General features: G+C 70.5%; 16 protein-coding genes. 1 reads left to right on the forward strand and 15 read right to left on the reverse strand.

From position 1 onward, the window contains the following. Positions 1–99: 99 nt before the first annotated feature. Positions 100–1332, forward strand: coding sequence for a DUF349 domain-containing protein (locus tag HNR07_RS13770; RefSeq protein ID WP_184365334.1), 1233 nt, complete (start codon positions 100–102; stop codon positions 1330–1332). 89 nt (positions 1333–1421) lie between these two features. On the opposite strand, the gene HNR07_RS13775 is transcribed toward HNR07_RS13770, so the two are convergent. The 15 genes from HNR07_RS13775 to pyrR form a co-directional block, all read right to left on the reverse strand. Continuing rightward, entirely contained in the window at positions 1422–2396 is a 975-nt protein-coding gene (locus HNR07_RS13775) for a hypothetical protein (RefSeq protein WP_221318804.1), read from the reverse strand. A 140-nt stretch (positions 2397–2536) separates the two neighbouring features. Next, on the reverse strand, positions 2537–3199 hold the full coding sequence (locus HNR07_RS13780) for a DUF11 domain-containing protein (protein ID WP_184365335.1): 663 nt from the start codon (positions 3197–3199) through the stop codon (positions 2537–2539). A 164-nt stretch (positions 3200–3363) separates the two neighbouring features. Continuing rightward, complete coding sequence (gene metK / locus HNR07_RS13785; protein WP_026116706.1) at positions 3364–4557, reverse strand: methionine adenosyltransferase; 1194 nt, start codon at positions 4555–4557, stop codon at positions 3364–3366. A 290-nt stretch (positions 4558–4847) separates the two neighbouring features. After that, the gene (coaBC, locus tag HNR07_RS13790) at positions 4848–6053 is read right to left on the reverse strand and encodes a bifunctional phosphopantothenoylcysteine decarboxylase/phosphopantothenate--cysteine ligase CoaBC (RefSeq protein WP_184372000.1); all 1206 of its coding nucleotides are present in this window, start codon (positions 6051–6053) and stop codon (positions 4848–4850) included. Between the two features lie 143 nt (positions 6054–6196). Further along, on the reverse strand, positions 6197–6463 hold the full coding sequence (gene rpoZ, locus HNR07_RS13795) for a DNA-directed RNA polymerase subunit omega (RefSeq protein ID WP_017581738.1): 267 nt from the start codon (positions 6461–6463) through the stop codon (positions 6197–6199). A 135-nt stretch (positions 6464–6598) separates the two neighbouring features. Further along, positions 6599–7189, reverse strand: coding sequence for a guanylate kinase (gmk, locus tag HNR07_RS13800; protein WP_184365336.1), 591 nt, complete (start codon positions 7187–7189; stop codon positions 6599–6601). 330 nt (positions 7190–7519) lie between these two features. Next, entirely contained in the window at positions 7520–7843 is a 324-nt protein-coding gene (mihF, locus tag HNR07_RS13805) for an integration host factor, actinobacterial type (protein WP_017581736.1), read from the reverse strand. Positions 7844–8235: 392 nt separating this feature from the next. Continuing rightward, a complete protein-coding gene (pyrF, locus tag HNR07_RS13810; RefSeq protein ID WP_184365337.1) occupies positions 8236–8943 on the reverse strand; it encodes an orotidine-5'-phosphate decarboxylase in 708 nt (235 codons plus the stop codon). Between the two features lie 332 nt (positions 8944–9275). Next, positions 9276–10217, reverse strand: coding sequence for a dihydroorotate dehydrogenase (locus tag HNR07_RS13815; protein ID WP_184365338.1), 942 nt, complete (start codon positions 10215–10217; stop codon positions 9276–9278). A gap of 62 nt (positions 10218–10279) precedes the next feature. Beyond that, positions 10280–11179 carry a dihydroorotate dehydrogenase electron transfer subunit gene (locus HNR07_RS13820; protein ID WP_184365339.1) on the reverse strand — a complete coding sequence of 300 codons (900 nt, stop codon included), beginning with the start codon at positions 11177–11179 and terminating at the stop codon, positions 10280–10282. A gap of 255 nt (positions 11180–11434) precedes the next feature. Then, entirely contained in the window at positions 11435–14743 is a 3309-nt protein-coding gene (carB, locus tag HNR07_RS13825) for a carbamoyl-phosphate synthase large subunit (RefSeq protein WP_184365340.1), read from the reverse strand. Positions 14744–14758: 15 nt separating this feature from the next. After that, the gene (gene carA, locus HNR07_RS13830) at positions 14759–15901 is read right to left on the reverse strand and encodes a glutamine-hydrolyzing carbamoyl-phosphate synthase small subunit (RefSeq protein WP_184365341.1); all 1143 of its coding nucleotides are present in this window, start codon (positions 15899–15901) and stop codon (positions 14759–14761) included. Positions 15902–15957: 56 nt separating this feature from the next. After that, entirely contained in the window at positions 15958–17259 is a 1302-nt protein-coding gene (locus HNR07_RS13835; protein ID WP_184365342.1) for a dihydroorotase, read from the reverse strand. Between the two features lie 75 nt (positions 17260–17334). Next, positions 17335–18243 (reverse strand): aspartate carbamoyltransferase catalytic subunit, encoded by a 909-nt coding sequence (locus HNR07_RS13840; RefSeq protein ID WP_184365343.1) that lies wholly within the window; start codon positions 18241–18243, stop codon positions 17335–17337. Beyond that, positions 18243–19025 carry a bifunctional pyr operon transcriptional regulator/uracil phosphoribosyltransferase PyrR gene (gene pyrR, locus HNR07_RS13845; RefSeq protein WP_376769920.1) on the reverse strand — a complete coding sequence of 261 codons (783 nt, stop codon included), beginning with the start codon at positions 19023–19025 and terminating at the stop codon, positions 18243–18245. Before pyrR ends, HNR07_RS13840 begins: the two co-directional genes overlap by 1 nt. Positions 19026–19231 lie beyond the last annotated feature (206 nt).

The following is a 19231-nucleotide window of genomic DNA, read 5'->3' on the forward strand; positions in this document are numbered from 1 at the left end:
GCTGGTGCACGGTGGTTCCCATCACGAACAGGCGCGGTACCGCCGCGACGACCCGAACCCGACCCCGACCGGTCGGGTTCATGACAGCAGGAGGACACGGTGACCACGGACCCTTGGGGCCGCGTAGACGATGACGGCACGGTCTATGTGCGCACAGGTGAAGGCGAACGGGTCGTCGGATCGTGGCAGGCGGGTGCTCCGGAAGAGGCGCTGGCCTTCTACCGGAACAAGTACGACGCGCTCGTGACCCAGGTGGAGCTGCTGGAGAAGCGGCTGCGCAGCACGGACCTGTCCGCCTCCGCCGCGATGACCAGCATCGACAAGCTGCGCGACTCCGTCAAGGACGCGAACGCTGTCGGTGACCTGGAGTCGCTGATCCGCCGCCTGGACCAGCTGTCCGGCCGCGCCGAGGAGCGCAAGGTCGAGCAGAAGCAGGCACAGGAGGAGGCCCGCGGCCAGGCCCGCGAGGCCAAGGAGCGGATCGTCGCCGAGGCGGAGCGCGTCGCGGCCGAGACCACGCACTGGAAGTCCGGCGGCGAGCGGATGCTCCAGCTCATCGAGGAGTGGAAGAAGGCCCCTCGGGCCGACCGCCCCACCGAACAGGCCCTGTGGAAGCGCATGTCCGCGGCCCGCAACTCCTTCTCCAAGCGGCGCAAGGCCTACTTCGCCAACCTGGACCAGCAGCGGGAGGGCGTGCGCGCCGACAAGGAGCGCATCGTCGCCGAGGCCGAGGCCCTGTCGGGCTCCACCGACTGGGGACCCACGGCCCGCGCCTACCGCGACCTGATGCAGCGCTGGAAGGCCAGCGGCCGGGCCGACCGGGCCAGCGAGGACAAGCTGTGGACCCGGTTCAAGGCCGCCCAGGACACCTTCTTCGACGCCCGCAACGCGACCTTCGCAGAGCGTGACGCGGAGCTTCAGGTGAATGCGGAGGCCAAGGAGCGGATCCTGGCCGAGGCCAAGGCGGAGATCCCCGGGATCACCGACCCGCGCCGCGCCCGCGCCCGCCTGCGTGACTTCCAGGAGGCCTGGGAGGAGGCCGGGGACCTGCCCCGAGACGTGCGCGACCAGCTGGAGGGCGCCTTCCGGCAGATCGAGGACAGCGTGCGCCGGGCCGAGGACGCCGAGTGGGAGCGCACGAACCCCGAGGCACGGGCCCGGGCCAAGGACACCGTCGACCAGCTGTCTGCGGCGATCTCGGGGCTGGAGACCAAGTTGGAGAAGGCCCGGGCCAACAACGACACCCGACGGATCAAGGAGCACGAGGCCGCCCTGGAGGCCCGCCGCTCCTGGCTGGCCGAGGCGGAGAAGGCTCTGGGCGAGATGAGCTGAGGCTCGCGCCCGAAGAGAAGACACTGACGGGCCGCACCCCTCGCGGGGTGCGGCCCGTTCGCGCGTTCAGGCCGGGGTGACCGGGTGCGCTAGTTGTTGTCGTCCTGCTCCGAGGAGGCGCGACGGCGGCCGAGCACCATGGCGCCGATACCGGTCAGAGCGGCGAGGGCACCGCCGACAGCCGGGATGGCGACCGAAGCGCCGGTCTGCGCGAGGACCGGGCCCTCGTGCTTGTGGTCCTTGTCCTTGTGCTTGTGGTCCTTCCCCTTCTTGCCGTCCTTCCCGTCCTTGCCGTCCTTCCCGTCCTTGCCGTCCTTCCCGTCCTTGCCGTCCTTGCCGTCCTTGCCGTCCTTGCCGTCCTTGCCGTCCTTGCCGTCCTTGCCGTCCTTGCCGTCCTTCCCGTCCTTCCCGTCCTTGCCGTCCTTCCCGTCCTTCCCGTCCTTGCCGTCCTTGCCGTCCTTGCCGTCCTTCCCGTCCTTGCCGTCCTTCCCGTCCTTGCCGTCCTTCCCGTCCTTGCCGTCCTTCCCGTCCTTGCCGTCCTTCCCGTCCTTGCCGTCCTTCCCGTCCTTGCCGTCCTTCCCGTCCTTGCCGTCCTTCCCGTCCTTGCCGTCCTTCCCGTCCTTCCCGTCCTTCCCGTCCTTGCCGTCCTTGCCGTCCTTCCCGTCCTTGCCGTCCTCACCAGGCTTCCCGGGCTTCCCGGGCGGGTAGTATTCCCCGCCCTTCTGCGAGTCCCCGCCCTCTCCGGCGGGGACCGCGGCCGGGGCCTCGACCTGGGCCCTGACCTCAGCGGGGACCTGGTCAGGCAGGGTATTGGCGACCACATCGGGGAGTTCGACGACCACCGGAGCCGCGGGAGCGGTGGGAGCGGTGGGAGCGGACGGCGCGACGACCGACTCGACCGCCTGGTCCGCACGCTGGGTGTCATCGGCCAGAGCGGGGGTCATCCCCCAAAGGAACGGAGCGACGATCGCGGCGCTGGCGGAGACAGCCGCCATCCGGATCAGACTGCGGGCGCTGACGGTGGACTTGGGCGCCTTGGGCGCGTATTCAGAGCAGTAATCCATAAGCAGATGGTGCGCTCGCGACTACAGAAAGTCACATTGCGACACCGGGCCCATGTGGAAAGACTCGGGCAAACCCTTGCCATCTCCGACATATGAAACGGGCCGCTCCCCTGGGGGTACGACCCGTGCGATCTTCGCGCCTACCGGCGGGAATCCAGCTGGCAGACGGGCGCCCGACCCGGGAAGGTGCGGATGTTGGGCACCGAACCCGGGCTGTGGCTGCTCGGCGCCGGCGGCTCCGGACGCGGCCTGCGTGTGCTCCGGTAGCGCAGGTAGCCGCCCACGGCGACCGCCGCCGACAGCACGATGAACAGACCCGCCGCCACCCAGACGAAGGGCAGGACGCGCTGGACCTCGTGGACGGAGGAGGTGCAGGAGGCGAGGGCCGCGCCGGACTCGGGGCGCAGGCACACGGTGGAGACCGGCTGCCCGGCGCCCTCGGGCACCCTGGTGATCTCGCCGACCACGGTGAGGACGGCGCGCTCCCCCGGCTCCAAGGGCTGCGCCCACTCCGCCACGCCCCCCTGAACCCCTTCCGGGGCTCCGGAGACGTAGCGCATCGAGGGCGGCAGGAACTGTACGACCTGAGCGTCGGGCAGCGCCTCGTAACCGGCGTTGCGCACCTTGACGGTGTACTCCACCCGATCCCCGGGGCGCAGCCGCTCCTCGGACTGCTCCTCCTCGACCGTGACGTGCAGGCTCCCGGCCCCGAGCACCGGCCCCTCCTCCGTCGAGAGCGGTTGACCGGGCAGTGCGATCAACGCAGCCAGCCCGAACGCCGACACCGCCGCTGACACGGCCATGGTGCTCCCCCTCCGCATGGCGGCACATCTAATGACTTTCTGCGCACAATTAATAACACAGAGTAGTCAAATGGGGCGTAAGGCGTGCGGGGAGTCCCGAACACACCGAGGACGGGCGGCCGTATCGGCCGCCCGTCCTCGACGGGTGGAAGGGGGCGTGGCGCCTAGGCGCCCACGAACGAGCGCAGCGCCGCGGCGCGCTCCGTGCTCTCCCAGGTGAACTCCGGCAGCTCACGGCCGAAGTGGCCGTAGGCGGCGGTCTTGGAGTAGATCGGGCGCAGCAGGTCCAGGTCGCGCACGATGGCGGCCGGACGCAGGTCGAAGACCTCCTTGACGGCCTTCTCGATCAGCTCCGGGGCCACCTTCTCGGTGCCGAAGGTCTCGATGAACACACCCACCGGGTGCGCCTTGCCGATCGCGTAGGCCACCTGGACCTCGGCGCGCTCGGCCAGCTCGGCCGCCACGATGTTCTTCGCGACCCAACGGGTGGCGTAGGCAGCGGAGCGGTCGACCTTCGACGGGTCCTTGCCGGAGAAGGCGCCGCCGCCGTGGCGGGCGTAGCCGCCGTAGGTGTCGACGATGATCTTGCGGCCGGTCAGACCGGCGTCACCCATCGGGCCGCCGATCTCGAAGCGGCCGGTCGGGTTGACCAGGAGGCGGTAGTCGTCCGACTCCAGGCCGTAGGCGGCGATCACGGGCTCGATGACGTGCTCCCGGATGTCCGGGGTCAGCATCTCCTCGAGGTTGATGTCCGCGGAGTGCTGGGTGGAGAGCACCACGGTGTCAAGACGGACCGGGGTCTGGCCCTCGTACTCGACCGTGACCTGGGTCTTGCCGTCGGGACGCAGGTAGGGCACCGTACCACCGCGGCGGACCTCGGCCAGGCGCTCGGAGAGCGAGTGCGCCAGCTTGATCGGCAGCGGCATGAGCTCGGGCGTCTCGCGGTTGGCGTAGCCGAACATCAGGCCCTGGTCGCCGGCGCCCTGCCGGTTGAGGGCGTCGTCCTCGTGCTCGACACGCGCCTCGTAGGCGGTGTCGACCCCCTGGGCGATGTCCGGGGACTGCGCGTCGATGGAGACGTTGACCCCGCAGGAGTCACCGTCGAAGCCCTTGGCGGAGGAGTCGTATCCGATCTGGAGGATCTTCTCGCGCACGATGGCGGGGATGTCGACGTAGGTCTGGGTGGTGACCTCACCCGCGATGTGGACCTGACCAGTGGTGATCAGCGTCTCGACCGCGACCCGGCTGCCGGGATCGGTGGCGAGCATCGCGTCGAGGATCGCGTCACTGATCTGGTCGGCCATCTTGTCGGGATGGCCTTCGGTGACCGACTCGGAGGTGAAAAGGCGGCGGGACACGTTGCGTGACTCCTTGCAGCGGCTGCTGGCTGACATGTGTCGGTGCGGCGTCGCACGCTCCCCGGCTGCTTGCCGGGGCGGCAATACCGACCGACGCGGTTGGTTATTGGTCCACTCTAACGGGACTGGTGGGGGCGGACGCCCCGTGGCCAGCCTAGTCAGCTGGACAAGGGCACCCGAGGGAAGTGTGTCGTACTCGGCGGTAGGAATCCAGCGTGGCGATGGGGGGATTTCACATGGACGGGCTCGAAGCTTCCTGGAGCCCTGGTGAACGAGGGCCCGCTGAACCCTCAGGAGGCCCTGTCAGGCAGGCGTGCGACCACCAGGTCCCACACGCGGTCGGCGAGGTCCTCCTTGGGACCTGTGGGAATGTCCACGACCGTCCCGTCCGCGCCGAGCACGGTCGCCTTGTTGTCGTCGGTGCCGAACGCCTTGCCTGCGCCGACCTCGTTGACCACGAGCAGGTCGCAGCCCTTGCGGGTCAGCTTGGCCCGGCCGTTGTCGATGACGTCGTCGGTCTCGGCCGCGAACCCGACGATCGTCTGCCCGCTCCGCTCCTTCTTCCGCGACTCGACCAGTCCGGCCAGGATGTCCGGGTTCTCCACGAGCTCGATGGGCGCGGGGGCCGCACCGGACTTCTTGATCTTGGAGGCGGCGCTGGTGACCGGGCGGAAGTCGGCGACGGCGGCGGTCATCACCAGGGCGTCGGCACCGCCGCGTTCGGCCTCCATGGCCTCGGCCAGTTCCACGGCCGAGCCCACGCGCACCAGGCGGACCCCGGCGGGGTCGGGCAGGCTGACGTTGGCCGCGACCAGGGTCACGTCGGCACCGCGGGCGGCAGCGGTGCGGGCCAGGGCGTACCCCTGGCGGCCGGAGGAGTGGTTGCCGAGAAAACGGACCGGGTCGATGGCCTCTCGGGTGCCTCCGGCGGAGATCACCACGCGTCGACCGGCGAGGTCGGGCTCGGCGTCGGCGCCGCGGCGGAGCACCAGGCGGGCGGCCTCGAAGAGTTCGACGGGGTCGGGCAGGCGGCCGCGGCCGGTGTCGGCACCGGTCAGGCGGCCCACGGCCGGGTCCAGGACGATGGCTCCGCGCGAGCGCAGCGTGGCCACATTGGCCTGGGTGGCGGGGTGCTCCCACATCTCGGTGTGCATCGCCGGGGCGAAGACCACCGGACACCGGGCGGTGAGGAGGGTGTTGGTCAGCAGGTCGTCGGCCAGACCCGCTGCGGCCTTGGCCATGAGGTTGGCGGTGGCCGGGGCGACGAAGACGAGGTCGGCCGACTGGCCGATGCGCACGTGCGGGACCTCGTGGACCTCGTCCCACACGCCGGTCTCGACGGGCTGGCCGGACAGGGCGGCCCAGGTGGGCGCACCGACGAAGCGTAGGGCGTCGGCCGTGGGCACGACCCGGACGCGGTGGCCTGACTCGGTCAGCCGCCGGAGCAGCTCGCACACCTTGTAGGCGGCGATGCCCCCGCCGACGCCGAGGACCACCTGGGGAACGGATTCTGTGTCACTCACACAAGGAGTTCTACCAGGCCGCGCCCGCCACACGCCCCGGGTGGGGGGTGCGACGGGCGCGGTCGGTGACGCCGGGAGGAACCCCGGCCAGGTGCGCCGGGCGTGCGCCGGACGTCCTAGTTGCCCTCGTACGGCTCGGCGCTGAGCAGGCCAGCCCTGACCTCGCGCAGGGCGATGGACAGGGACTTCTCCTGGACCTGGGTCTCCACCAGCGGGCCGACGTACTCCAGCAGGCCCTCGCCCAGCTGGGCGTAGTAGGCGTTGATCTGGCGGGCCCGCTTGGAGGCCATGGTGACCAGGCTGTACTTGCTGTCGACGCACTCCAGCAGGTCGTCGATCGGCGGGTTGGTGATGCCTTCGGCGACGGGCTCGGTACCAGCCACTTTGTTACCCCCAGGGACGGTCTCCGGCTCGTCGAAAGCCGTGACGTTGGATGTATGTGTTCTCGAAAAGCCAGGTTCTCGGCGACCCGAGGCGGAGGCCGCCGCCAGCGCTTGGGAGCCTGGCGCGGCCGAATATCACACCTTGGGTGCGGTCATCAACGCTAGCAGCTCGTCGCACACTTCCTGTACGGACGTGTTCACGAGGGTTGTGTCGAATTCCTTCTCCGCGGCCAGTTCGACCTTGGCGACATCCAGCCTGCGCTGGATCACCTCGTCGCTCTCGGTGCCGCGGCCGGTCAGTCTGCGCACCAGCTCCTCCCAGGAGGGCGGAGCGAGGAAGACGTGCAGGGCGTCGGCCATGGACTCACGCACCTGGCGCGCGCCCTGGAGTTCGATCTCGAGCAGGACGGGGACTCCCTCGCCCAGGCGCTCCTCGACGGGTCCGCGCGGGGTGCCGTAGCGGTTGCCCGCGAACTGGGCCCACTCCAGGAGCTGGTTCTCGGCGACGAGGCGGTCGAACTCCTCGTCGGTGACGAAGTGGTACTGGACCCCGTCGCGCTCGCCGGGGCGGGGCTTGCGGGTGGTCACCGAAACCGAGAGCCACACGTCGGGGTTGACCCGGCGCAGGTGCGCCACGACCGTGCTCTTTCCCACGCCGGAGGGGCCGGACAGGACGGTCAGCCGCTTCTCGGCCGGTCGGGACTGGTCTGCGGTCTGCGCAGGCATGTGAGTATCAGGCTTCCATTCGGCTCTCCGCCACGCGGTGGGCCGTGGGCCTCGTGCGCGAGCTGCCTGGGACCGGCCTCGCGGTCCGGCACGCACGCGCCGCGGGCGGCTCGTGCTGACGCCCGGGGGCGCAGCGTACGGTCGCGGGAAGCTCCCTTTATACCACCGAGCCGCGGCACGGCGGACGGAGTGCGACCTGGGGCCCATCCGTCCGCCGACCGCGGCGTCGGGTTGCTGCTCACCGCCTGCCGCCACCAGTTGCGACGGCTCCGCGCGACTGTGGGGGACGCTGCGGACGCGGTGCTGGCCGGTGTGCGCACCGGACCGGTGTTACTTGGCGAGGTCGCCGAACTCGCTCTCCAGGGCGGCACGCTGGTTGGTACCGAGCCCCCGGACACGACGCGACTCAGCGATGTTGAGCCGCTCCATGATCTGCTTGGCTCGCACCTTGCCGACACCGGGGAGGGATTCCAGCAGAGCCGAAACCTTCATCTTGCCGATGACGTCGTCCTTGAGGCCGTTGGAGAGGACCTCGGACAGCGAGATGCCGCCGTTCTTGAGCTTGTTCTTGACCTCCGCACGCTCTTTTCTGGCCTTGGCGGCCTTCTCGAGAGCCGCGCTGCGCTGCTCGGGTGTGAGGGGAGGAAGGGCCACGCCGGGTCACCTCGGATTTCTACTCGTTTGTAGAGGGCGGACGCCTGCGCAAGTTAGTAGGTCTGACCCCTGTTAGGCAACGTAAAGTGCCCTTTCAAGGGCTATTTCATTGAACTAACTACCCAGAGTCACTAGCCCATTGCGGTCGGAGACGAAAATGAGGACTTTGGTCCCGATTGACGACCTGGGAAAGCGTTCCACCAGCGCAGGTCACCCAGCGGTGACGCGGGTCACTCTTCGCCATGTTTTCCTAGTTTCGGTCACACCAAATTAGTGACCGTCTGTGACCCACAACCGTGAGTGATGGGGCAGGTGCACCGTTCGCTCCCACCCTGCCCGCGTCCGCACCGCATCCGTCCAGCGCAGGGCCATGCGACCGCGCCCCGAGGGTTTTAGACACGGACCCCGGCGCGGCGTACGGCGGCCGCGATGGCGGCCGCCGCCGCGCCGGGGTCCGCGGCACGGGTGATCGGTCGACCGATGACGAGAAGGTCCGCCCCTGCCTCGATCGCCTCCTCCGGGGTGGCCACCCGGGACTGGTCACCCTTGTCCGCGCCAACCGGGCGCACGCCCGGGGTGATCAGGGTGATGTCGGGGCCCACCTCGGAGCGCACCAGCGCGACCTCCTGCGGCGAGCACACCAGTGCGCGCGCACCCGCGCCCACCGAGAGCGCCGCCAGGCGCCGCACCGCGTCCCGTGCCGGACCGAGCAGCCCCACCTGCTCCAGGTCCGTCTCGTTCATGGAGGTGAGCACCGTCACCGCCGCGATCTTGGTGCCCGGCGCGGCCTCGACCGCCGCCCGGACCATGTCCGCTCCCCCGGTGGCGTGCACCGTCAGGATCGATGGCCGCAGGCCCGCGACGCTGCGCGCCGCACCGGCGACGGTGGCGGGGATGTCGTGGAGCTTCAGGTCCAGGAAGACCCCGACCCGGTTGGCGCCGCGCACAGCGCTGACCACATCGGGGCCGTACCGCAGGTACAGCTCCAGGCCCACCTTCACCGTGCTCACGTGAGGTGCGACCGCGGAGGCCCAGGTGGCCGCCGTCTCGATCTCGTTGGCGTCGATCGCGACGGCGATGGGCGCGGAGGGCGCGGTCATTCGGTATCTCCAATCGTGTGCCACCGGCGTTCGGCGCCGGTGCCAGAAAACATCCGTTCGTGCCTTACGTCCGTACTTGCGGCTGTTCTTACGTAAGTACTTTCCGATGCACGTTCACTGTCATGTGCACACCATCAAGGTGTGCGGTTCCCCGGATCGGACGCTTCATGCACGTATTCCACGTCACTTCCCCGTAACGGCCACTCAGAAGGCCGTAGGCGCGCGTTCCCCGCGAACCCACACGATGGAGCCGGTCGCAGCCGAACGGCCACACAGAGCCATCTCAAAGCCGTTCAGGCAGGTCGGCGCGGTGCGGACCTGTACACAGTCCGTCACACGCCAGCTCCGGCCCGGTGGGCGGCTCCCACGATCTCCGAGACCCGGGACACACCCCGTGCGTCCAGTGCCTCGGTGAATTCCCGGAGCACCCGCGTGCAGGCCGAGGGGTCGGAGAAGTTCACCGTCCCCACGGCCACCGCGCTCGCCCCCGCCGCCATGAACTCCAGGACGTCGGTCCCGGTGCGCACCCCGCCCACCCCGATGATCGGCACCTCGGGGAAGGCCTCGTGCACCCGGAAGACACACCCCACGGCGAGGGGCCGGATCGCCGGGCCGGACAGCCCGCCCATCCCCCCGGCCACCGCCGGGCGCAGGGTACGGGTGTCCACGCTCATCCCCCGCAGGGTGTTGATCATGGTCAGCCCGTCGGCGCGGGCGCCGACACAGGCACCGGCCAGCTCCACCACGTCGGGCGCGTCCGCGGCGAGCTTGGCCAGGACCGGCACGTCCGAGCGCGCGTGCGAGCGCACCGTCTGCACCACCGTCGCGGCCTGGGCCGCGTCGTCGGCGAAGTGGCGCCCCGCGGGGTCGGCCGGGTTCGGACAGGAGAGGTTGACCTCGATGGCGCCGACCCCCTCCGCCTCCGAGACCCGTCGGGCGAGTTCACCGAACTCGCCCACGCTGGAGCCCGCGATGGACACGATCGCCCGGCCGCCGCGGGAGAGCAGCCAGGGCAGGTCGCGTTGGAGGAACACGTCCACCCCCGGCCCCTGCATGCCCGTGGTGCTGAGCATTCCGCTGGGGGTCTCGGCCATGCGCGGTGCGGGCCGTCCCGCGCGCGGCTCCAGCATCAACGACTTGGTGGTGACGGCGCCGATCTCCCCGATGTCGAAGAACTGCGCCAGTTCGCGCCCGGACCCCGCGCACCCGGCGGCGGTGACCACCGGGTTCGGGAGTCGCAGGGAGCCCAGCCTGGTCCTGAGGTCTGCGTTCACGTGCCTTCGCTCACTCGTGGCCTGCCAGCGGCACTGCCGTGGTTGTCGTGGCTCTGTTGGTGTCAGGCGATGTCGCGGGCCGACTCCGCGGCCAGGGAGGCGCCGGTCCCCTTCCAGCCGGGTGCGCCCAGTGCGTCGAAGGGAATGGTGCCCACGTCGTCGAAGCGCACCTGCTCGCCCCGGAAGACCGGGCCGTCCACGCAGGAGCGCACCATCCGGGTGATGCCGTCCTCCCCCACCACCGGGATCACGCAGGTCATGCAGATTCCGATCCCGCACGCCATGGTCTCCTCGACGGCGACCTGGACGGGGACGCCGTGGCCGCCCGCCACCTGGGTGACGGCGCGCAGCATCGGCATGGGACCGCAGGCGTAGACGGCGTCGGAGCGGGCCTCCTCGATCACCTTGCCCAGGACGTCGGTGACCCGTCCGCGCGTGCCGAAGGAGCCGTCGTCGGTGGTGAAGGCGGCGGTCTCGGCGATGCGGCGGGCCGTGATGGCGCTGAACACGCGGTCGGCGGAGGCGGCGCCCAGCACGAAGTCCACCCGGCAGCCCCGCCGGCGCAGCGACTGGGCGAGCGGGAACAGGGGCGCGCTGCCCGAGCCCCCGCCCACGAGCACGCAGTTGACCGGGTCCCGGGGCAGGGGGAAGGGGCGACCGAGGGGGCCGACCACGTCGAGCAGGTCGCGTGATCTTCGCTCGGCCAGCCAGGCGGTCCCGCTGCCGCGCACCGCGAACAGGAACTCGACGGTGCCGCCGTAGTCCGGTTTGACGTCGTGGATGGCGAAGGGGCGGCGCAGCAGCGTGCTGGAGTGGTCTCCGCCGACCGCCACCGACACGAACTGGCCGGAACGGAAGCGTTCGGCGATGCCCGGTGCGACGACGGTGATGGCGTAGTAGGCGTCCACCCTGCGCACGTTCAGCACGGGGCACCTGGTCTGCACCGGTCCGTTGTCGCTCATGTGTGGTGGTGGCCTCTCTGGAACTCAGGTGTACGGTCCGCGTGTCGCGGGGGATCGGGTCCCCCGCGACACGCGGACCGTGCCTGCCATGGGCCTCCGCTTCGCTTTGGCCCGTGTCCGCCGCCGTTGCGGAGGGATTCGGGTTTCAACGACACAGCATCGTCGTCTACGCCCGGCCCGGTTCCTCTGCCTGGCGGCTTGACTCCTCTTGTGCTGTGCCCCGACAGCCGGACTCCCCGGCGACTGGACTACAGCCTAGGAGCTCCGGCGGCTCTCCGTGATCGACTGGGCGTGCTCCTGGAGGGAGCGCACCCCGATGTCGCCGCGCACGCGCGCCTCGATCGCCTGGACGGCGGCGGCCAGACCCTGCACGGTGGTGACGCTGGGCACCCCGCGCGCGATGGCCGCGGTACGGATCTCGTACCCGTCCAGACGCGGGCCGGACTGGCCCGCGCTGCCGAACGGGGTGTTGACGATCAGGTCGACCTCACCGTCGTGGATGAGCTGCACGATGGTGGGCTCGCCGCCCGGGCCGGTGCCCGTGCTGTGCTTGCGGACCACGGTGGCGTGGACGCCGTTGCGGCGCAGGACCACGGCCGTGCCCTCGGTGGCCAGGATCTCGAAGCCGAGGTCGGCCAGGCGCTTGACCGGGAAGATCATCGAGCGCTTGTCGCGGTTGGCGACCGATACGAACACCTTGCCCTGGGTGGGCACGTTGCCGTTGACCGCCAGCTGGGACTTGGCGTAGGCGGAACCGAAGTCGGTGTCCAGGCCCATGACCTCACCGGTGGAGCGCATCTCGGGGCCGAGGATGGTGTCGACTCCCTCGCCCTCCTTGTTGATGAACCGGTTGAAGGGCAGCACGGCCTCCTTCACCGACACCGGGGCGTCGGCGGGCAGGTCGCCGCCGTCGCCCTTGGCGGGCAGCATGCCCTCGGCGCGCAGCTCGGCGATGCTGGTCCCGGCCATGACGCGGGCGGCGGCCTTGGCCAGCGGCACCGCGGTGGCCTTGGAGACGAACGGGACCGTGCGGGAGGCGCGCGGGTTGGCCTCGAGGACGTTGAGGACTCCGGAGGCGAGTGCGTACTGGACGTTGAGCAGGCCCCGTACCCCGGTACCGCGCGCGATGGCCTCGGTGGAGTAGCGGATGCGCTCGATGTCCTCGCTGCCCAGGGTGATCGAGGGCAGGGTGCACGCCGAGTCGCCGGAGTGGATGCCGGCCTCCTCGATGTGCTCCATGACACCGCCCAGGTACAGGTCCTTGCCGTCGTAGAGGGCGTCGACGTCGATCTCGATGGCGTCGTCGAGGAACCGGTCGATCAGGACCGGGTGCTCGGGGCTGACCTCGGCGTTGCGTTCGATGTAGTCGGCGAGCATCTTCTCGCTGTAGACGATCTCCATGCCGCGGCCGCCCAGCACGTAGGAGGGGCGGACCATGACCGGGTAGCCGATCTCGTCCGCGGCGGCCCTGGCCTCGGCGAAGGAGTAGGCCATGCCGTACTTGGGCGCGGGCAGCCCGGCGGCGGCCAGGACCTTGCCGAACGCGCCGCGGTCCTCGGCCAGGTCGATGGCCTCGGGGCTGGTGCCGATGATGGGCACCCCGGCGTCCTTGAGGCGGCGGGCCAGTCCGAGCGGGGTCTGGCCGCCCAGCTGGACGATGACGCCGACGACCGGGCCGGCGGCCTGCTCGGCGCGCACGACCTCCAGGACGTCCTCAAGGGTGAGCGGCTCGAAGTAGAGCCGGTCGCTGGTGTCGTAGTCGGTGGAGACGGTCTCGGGGTTGCAGTTGACCATGACGGTCTCGAACCCGGCGTCGGAGAGCGCGAAGGAGGCGTGGACGCAGGAGTAGTCGAACTCCACGCCCTGGCCGATGCGGTTGGGCCCCGAGCCCAGGATGATGATCTTGGGCTTGTCCCCGGCGGGGACCTCGGTCTCCTCGTCGTAGCTGGAGTACAGGTACGGCGTCTGGGCCTCGAACTCGGCGGCGCAGGTGTCCACGGTCAGGTAGACGGGGTGGATGCCCAGGGCGTGCCGGAGCTCGCGGACGACGTCCTCGGTCTTACCGGTGATCTCGCCGATCTGGGCGTCGGAGAAGCCCAGGCCCTTGGCGTCGCGGAGCAGGTCGGCGTCGAGCTTGGGGGCGGTGGCCAGGACGCGGGCCGTCTCCTCCAGACGCAGCATCTGGTCCAGGAACCAGGGGTCGATCTTGGTGGACTCGTGCAGTTCCTCGACCGTGGCACCGGCGCGGAAGGCCTGCTGGACCTGGCGCAGGCGGTGCTCGGTGGGCTGGGCGGCCTGGCGCAGGAGCTCGTCCTTGTCGCCGGGGCGTCCGGCCCAGGTGAGGCCGACGCCCGCCTTCTCCAGGGAGCGCATGGCCTTCTGCAGCGCCTCGGGGAAGGACCGGCCGATGGCCATGGCCTCGCCCACCGACTTCATGGTGGTGGTGAGGGTGGGGTCGGCTCCGGGGAACTTCTCGAAGGCGAAGCGGGGCACCTTGACCACGACGTAGTCGAGCGAGGGCTCGAAGCTGGCCGGGGTCTCCCTGGTGATGTCGTTGGGGATCTCGTCCAGCGTGTAGCCGACGGCGAGCTTGGCGGCGATCTTGGCGATCGGGAAGCCGGTGGCCTTGGAGGCCAGCGCCGAGGAGCGGGACACGCGGGGGTTCATCTCGATGACGATGATCCGGCCGGTGGTGGGGTGGACGGCGAACTGGATGTTGCAGCCGCCGGTGTCCACGCCGACCTCGCGGATGACCGCGATGCCGATGTCGCGCAGCTTCTGGTACTCGCGGTCGGTGAGGGTCATGGCCGGGGCCACGGTGATGGAGTCACCGGTGTGCACCCCCATGGGGTCGAGGTTCTCGATGGAGCACACGATCACCACGTTGTCGTTGGTGTCGCGCATCAGCTCCAGCTCGTACTCCTTCCAGCCGAGGATGGACTCCTCCAGGAGTACCTCGGTGGTCGGGGAGAGCGCGAGGCCCTGGCCGGCCATCCGGCGCAGCTCGGACTCGTTGTGGGCGAAGCCCGACCCAGCGCCGCCCATGGTGAAGGAGGGGCGCACCACGACCGGGTAGCTGAGCTCCTCGGCCGCGTCCAGGCACTCCTGGAGGGTGTGGCAGATGCGCGAGCGGGCGGACTCGCCGCCGATGCGCTCGACGATGCCCTTGAAGACCTCGCGGTCCTCGCCGGACTGGATCGCCGCGATGTTGGCGCCGATGAGCTCGACGTCGTACTTGGCCAGGATCCCGGCCTCGTCCAGGTCGACGGCGGCGTTGAGCGCGGTCTGTCCGCCCAGGGTGGGCAGGAGCGCGTCGGGGCGCTCCTTGGCGATGATCTTCTCGATCATCTCCGGGGTGATCGGCTCGACGTAGGTGGCGTCGGCGATCTCCGGATCGGTCATGATCGTGGCCGGATTGGAGTTGACCAGGATGACCCGCAGGCCCTCGGCCCGCAGGACACGGCAGGCCTGGGTGCCCGAGTAGTCGAACTCGGCCGCCTGCCCGATCACGATCGGGCCGGAGCCGATGACGAGGACGGATGAAAGGTCACTACGGCGCGGCATGCTCTGTTCCTCTTACTACTTGGCAGCCGGTGCGGGCTGGGCGGACATCAGGTCGACGAACTCGTCGAAGAGCCCGGCGGCGTCGTGGGGACCCGCGGCGGCCTCCGGGTGGAACTGGACGCTGAACACGGGGCGGTCCAGCAGCCGCAGGCCCTCGACGACCTGGTCGTTGAGGCCGATGTGGCTGACCTCGGCCCGGCCGTAGGGCGTGTCGAAGGGGGTGTCGAGCGGGGCGTCCACGGCGAAACCGTGGTTCTGGCTGGTGATCGCCACCTTCTTGGTGCGGGTGTCGATGACCGGCTGGTTGACGCCGCGGTGGCCGAAGGGCAGCTTGTAGGTGCCCAGGCCCAGGGAGCGGCCCAGGATCTGGTTGCCGAAGCAGATGCCGAAGAGCGGCTTGCCCGAGTCCAGGACGCCGCGCATGGCGTCGACCGAGTGGTCCGCGGTGGCGGGGTCGCCGGGGCCGTTGCTGAAGAAGACGCCGTCCGGGTCCAGGGCGAGGATGTCCTCGGCGGTGGCGGAGGCGGGGAGCACGGTGACCTTGCAGCCGCGCTCGGCCAGGCGCTGGGGCGTCATGGCCTTGATGCCGAGGTCGACGGCGGCGACGTGGAAGCGCGTCCGGACGCCCTCGGGCGGCAGGACCTCGTAGGCGGTGTCGGTGCTGACCTCGGCGGCGAGGTCCGAACCGGCCATGCGGGGCTGCTCCAGGATACGGGCGAGCAGCGCCTCGGGGTCGGTCTCGACGCTGCTGATCGCCGCGCGCATGGCGCCCCGGTCGCGCAGGTGGCGGGTGAGGGCGCGGGTGCCGTTCAGGGCGATGCCGACCACGTTCTGGCGGCGCAGCTCCTCGTCGAGGGTGCGCTGGGCGCGCCAGTTGGAGGGGATGCGGGCGGGCTCGCGGACGACGTAGCCCGCGACCCAGATCCGGCCGGACTCGGGGTCGTCGTCGTTGACGCCGGTGTTGCCGATGTGCGGTGCGGTCATCGCGACGATCTGCCGGTGGTACGAGGGGTCGGTGAGGGTCTCCTGGTAGCCGGTCATCCCGGTGTTGAAGACGGCCTCGCCGAAGGTCTCGCCGGCAGCGCCGAAGGAGCGGCCGTGGAACACACGCCCGTCCTCAAGCACCAGGATCGCCGGGCCGCCGATCTCCTCGGACACGTTTTCCCCCTCTGTCGCGCCAGGTGTGGCCTGGGCGTTCACTGCGTTGTCTGTTCTCAATTGATCTTCCCCTCCAGGACGGTGGGCGCGCCACGCAGGAAGGTGGCGCGCACCTGGCCCGGCAGGGTCAGGCCCCGGAACGGGGTGTTGCTGCTCTTGGTGGCCATGGCCTCGCCGTCGACGCCGACCGGCGCCGCGGGGTCGTACAGGACGACGTTGGCGGGCTCACCGACGGCCAGCTCGCGGCCGTGTCCGCCGACCCGGCCGATGCGGGCGGGGGCGGTGGACATGCGGTCGGCGACCTGCGCCCAGGTCAGCAGGCCGGTGTCGACCATGGTCTGCTGCACGACCGCCAACGCGGTCTCCAGTCCGACCATTCCCATGGCGGCCGTGGACCACTCGGTCTCCTTGGCCTCCTTGGGGTGGGGGGCGTGGTCGGTGGCGACGATGTCGATCGTGCCGTCGGCCAGGCCCTCGCGCAGCGCCTGCACGTCCTCGGCGGTGCGCAGGGGCGGGTTGACCTTGTAGATCGGGTCGTAGCTCTCCACCAGTTCGTCGGTGAGGAGCAGGTGGTGCGGGGTGACCTCGGCGGTGACGTCGCAGCCGCGCTCCTTGGCCCAGCGGATGATGTCCACCGAGCCCTTGGTGGAGACGTGGCACACGTGCAGGCGCGAGCCGACGTGCTGGGCGAGCAGGCAGTCGCGGGCGATGATCGCTTCCTCGGCGACCGCGGGCCAGCCGGGCAGGCCGAGGCGGTCGGAGACGCAGCCCTCGTTCATCTGGGCGCCCTCGGTCAGGCGGGGCTCCTGGGCGTGCTGGGCGATGACGCCGTCGAAGGCCTTGACGTACTCCAGGGCGCGGCGCATGAGCAGGGCGTCCCAGACGCAGATACCGTCGTCGGAGAAGACCCGGACCCGGGCGGCGGAGTCGGCCATGGCGCCGATCTCGGAGAGCTGCTGCCCGGCCAGGCCGACGGTGACGGCGCCGACCGGGCGCACGTCGCAGTAGCCGGCCTCGCGGCCCAGCCGCCAGACCTGCTCGACCACGCCGGCGGTGTCGGCGACGGGGTCGGTGTTGGCCATGGCGTGCACGGAGGTGTAGCCGCCCATGGCGGCGGAGCGGGAGCCCGAGGCGACGGTCTCGGCGTCCTCACGGCCGGGCTCGCGCAGGTGGGTGTGCAGGTCCACGAGTCCGGGCAGGGCGATCAGGCCGGTGGCGTCCACGACCCGCGCGCCCTCGGGGGCCTCCAGGTCGGGGCCGATCGCGGCGATCTCGCCGTCGGCGAAGAGCAGGTCGACGGGATCGCCGCCGAGCGGTCGGGCGCCGCGGATCAGGTGCGGTCCGGTGGATTCGGGCATGGGTGTGTCGGCTTTCTCGAGTTCGTGGAGTTCGGTGCGGCGGGCTCGTCGGGGCGCGCGGGGGCGCTGGCCCTCTCAGGAGCCGCCGAGCAGCAGGTAGAGCACGGCCATGCGCAGGCTGACGCCGTTGGCGACCTGCTCGGTGACGGTGCAGCGCGGGGAGTCGGCGACCTCGGCGGAGATCTCCATGCCGCGGACCATCGGGCCGGGGTGCATGACGATGGCCTCGGCGGGCATCCGGCCTAGGCGCTCGCCGTCGAGTCCGTAGTTGCGGCTGTACTCGCGCACGGAGGGGAAGAAGGAGTCGCGCATCCGCTCGGCCTGCACGCGCAGCATCATGACGACGTCGGACTTGGGCAGGACCTCGTCGAGGTCGTAGGAGACCTCGCAGGGCCAGGTGTTCACCGAGACCGGCAGCAGGGTGGGCGGCGCGACCAGGGTGACGTGCGCGCCCAGGGTGGTGAGCAGCAGCACGTTGGAGCGGGCGACCCGGCTGTGCAGGATGTCGCCGACCACGGCCACCCGCAGCCCTTCCAGGCTGCCGAGCCGGTCGCGCATGGTGTAGGCGTCCAGCAGGGCCTGGGTGGGGTGTTCGTGGGTGCCGTCGCCGGCGTTGAGGACGGACCCGTCCACCCAGTTGGCCAGGCGGTGTGCGGCCCCGGAGGCGCTGTGCCGGATGACGACGGCGTCGGCGCCCATGGCCTGGAGGGTGAGCGCGGTGTCCTTGAGGCTCTCACCCTTGGAGACGCTGGAGCCCTTGGCCGAGAAGTTGATGACGTCGGCGGACAGGCGCTTGGCGGCCAGCTCGAAGGAGGTGCGGGTGCGGGTGGAGTCCTCGTAGAAGAGGTTGACCACGGTGCGTCCGCGCAGGGTGGGGAGCTTCTTGACGGAGCGGTCCCCGACCTGGGCCAACTCGGCGGCGGTGTCCAGGATGAGTGTGGCCTCGTCACGGCTGAGGTCACCGGTGGAGAGCAGGTGGCGCATCAGGCGTCCCCTTCCTTGCTGCCGGCGTTGTCGGCCGTGGTGCCGGTACCGGGGCTCGAAGCGGGATTGGATCGCGGGTCCCGGTAAGAGGGCGGCACCGCGCGCGAGGCGTGTCCTTTGCGGGCGGTGGCGGGTGACGGGAGGGCGGGCGAGGGGCGGGCCTTCGCCGGGCCGAGGAGGACGGCGTCCTGGCCGTCGGTCTCGGACAGCAGGACGGTGACGCCCTCGCGCAGGGAGGTGGGCAGGTTCTTGCCCACGTAGTCGGCTCGGATGGGGAGTTCGCGGTGGCCGCGGTCGACGAGGACGGCGAGCTGGACCGCTCGGGGGCGGCCGAGGTCGCCGAGGGCGTCGAGGGCGGCGCGGACGGTGCGGCCGGAGAAGAGGACGTCGTCGACCAGGACCACGGTGCGGTCGTCGAGGCCGCCGGCGGGGATCTCGGTCTTGCCGAGGGCGCGGGCCGGGGCCAGGTGCAGGTCGTCGCGGTACATCGTGATGTCGAGCGAGCCGAAGGGGACGCTGAGGTCCTCGACCTGTTCGATGCGGCGGGCCAGGCGCTCGGCCAGGGGGACGCCGCGCGAGGGGATGCCCAGGAGGGTGACGTGTTCGCCGCCCTTGGTGCGTTCGAGCACCTCGTGGGCGATGCGGGTCAGTGCCCGGTTGATCTCGTTGCCGTCGAGGACGGCTCTGGTGCCTTCGGGTACGTCGGGGGTCTCCGGTACCTCGGAAGCCGGTGCGGGGACGCCAGAACCCGTATCACCTTCGGTTGGTTTTCGCGCACGCAAAGTACTGACTCCTTCCCTGCCTCACGGAACAGGTCGTTAAAGGATGTCGATCGGGCCCACGCTACCAGCGCGGACGGCGGGAGCTTCGGGCGCGTTCCGCGCCACGGGATCGAGAATGTGATTCTAATCACATCCCATGCCATCGATTGCCCAACAAAGGGTATCCGTTTCATGACACTCCGGATTCGCACCCCATTCGGGGGAAA

Origin of the sequence: Nocardiopsis metallicus (assembly GCF_014201115.1) — a bacterium.
GTDB classification, from domain to species: domain Bacteria; phylum Actinomycetota; class Actinomycetes; order Streptosporangiales; family Streptosporangiaceae; genus Nocardiopsis; species Nocardiopsis metallicus.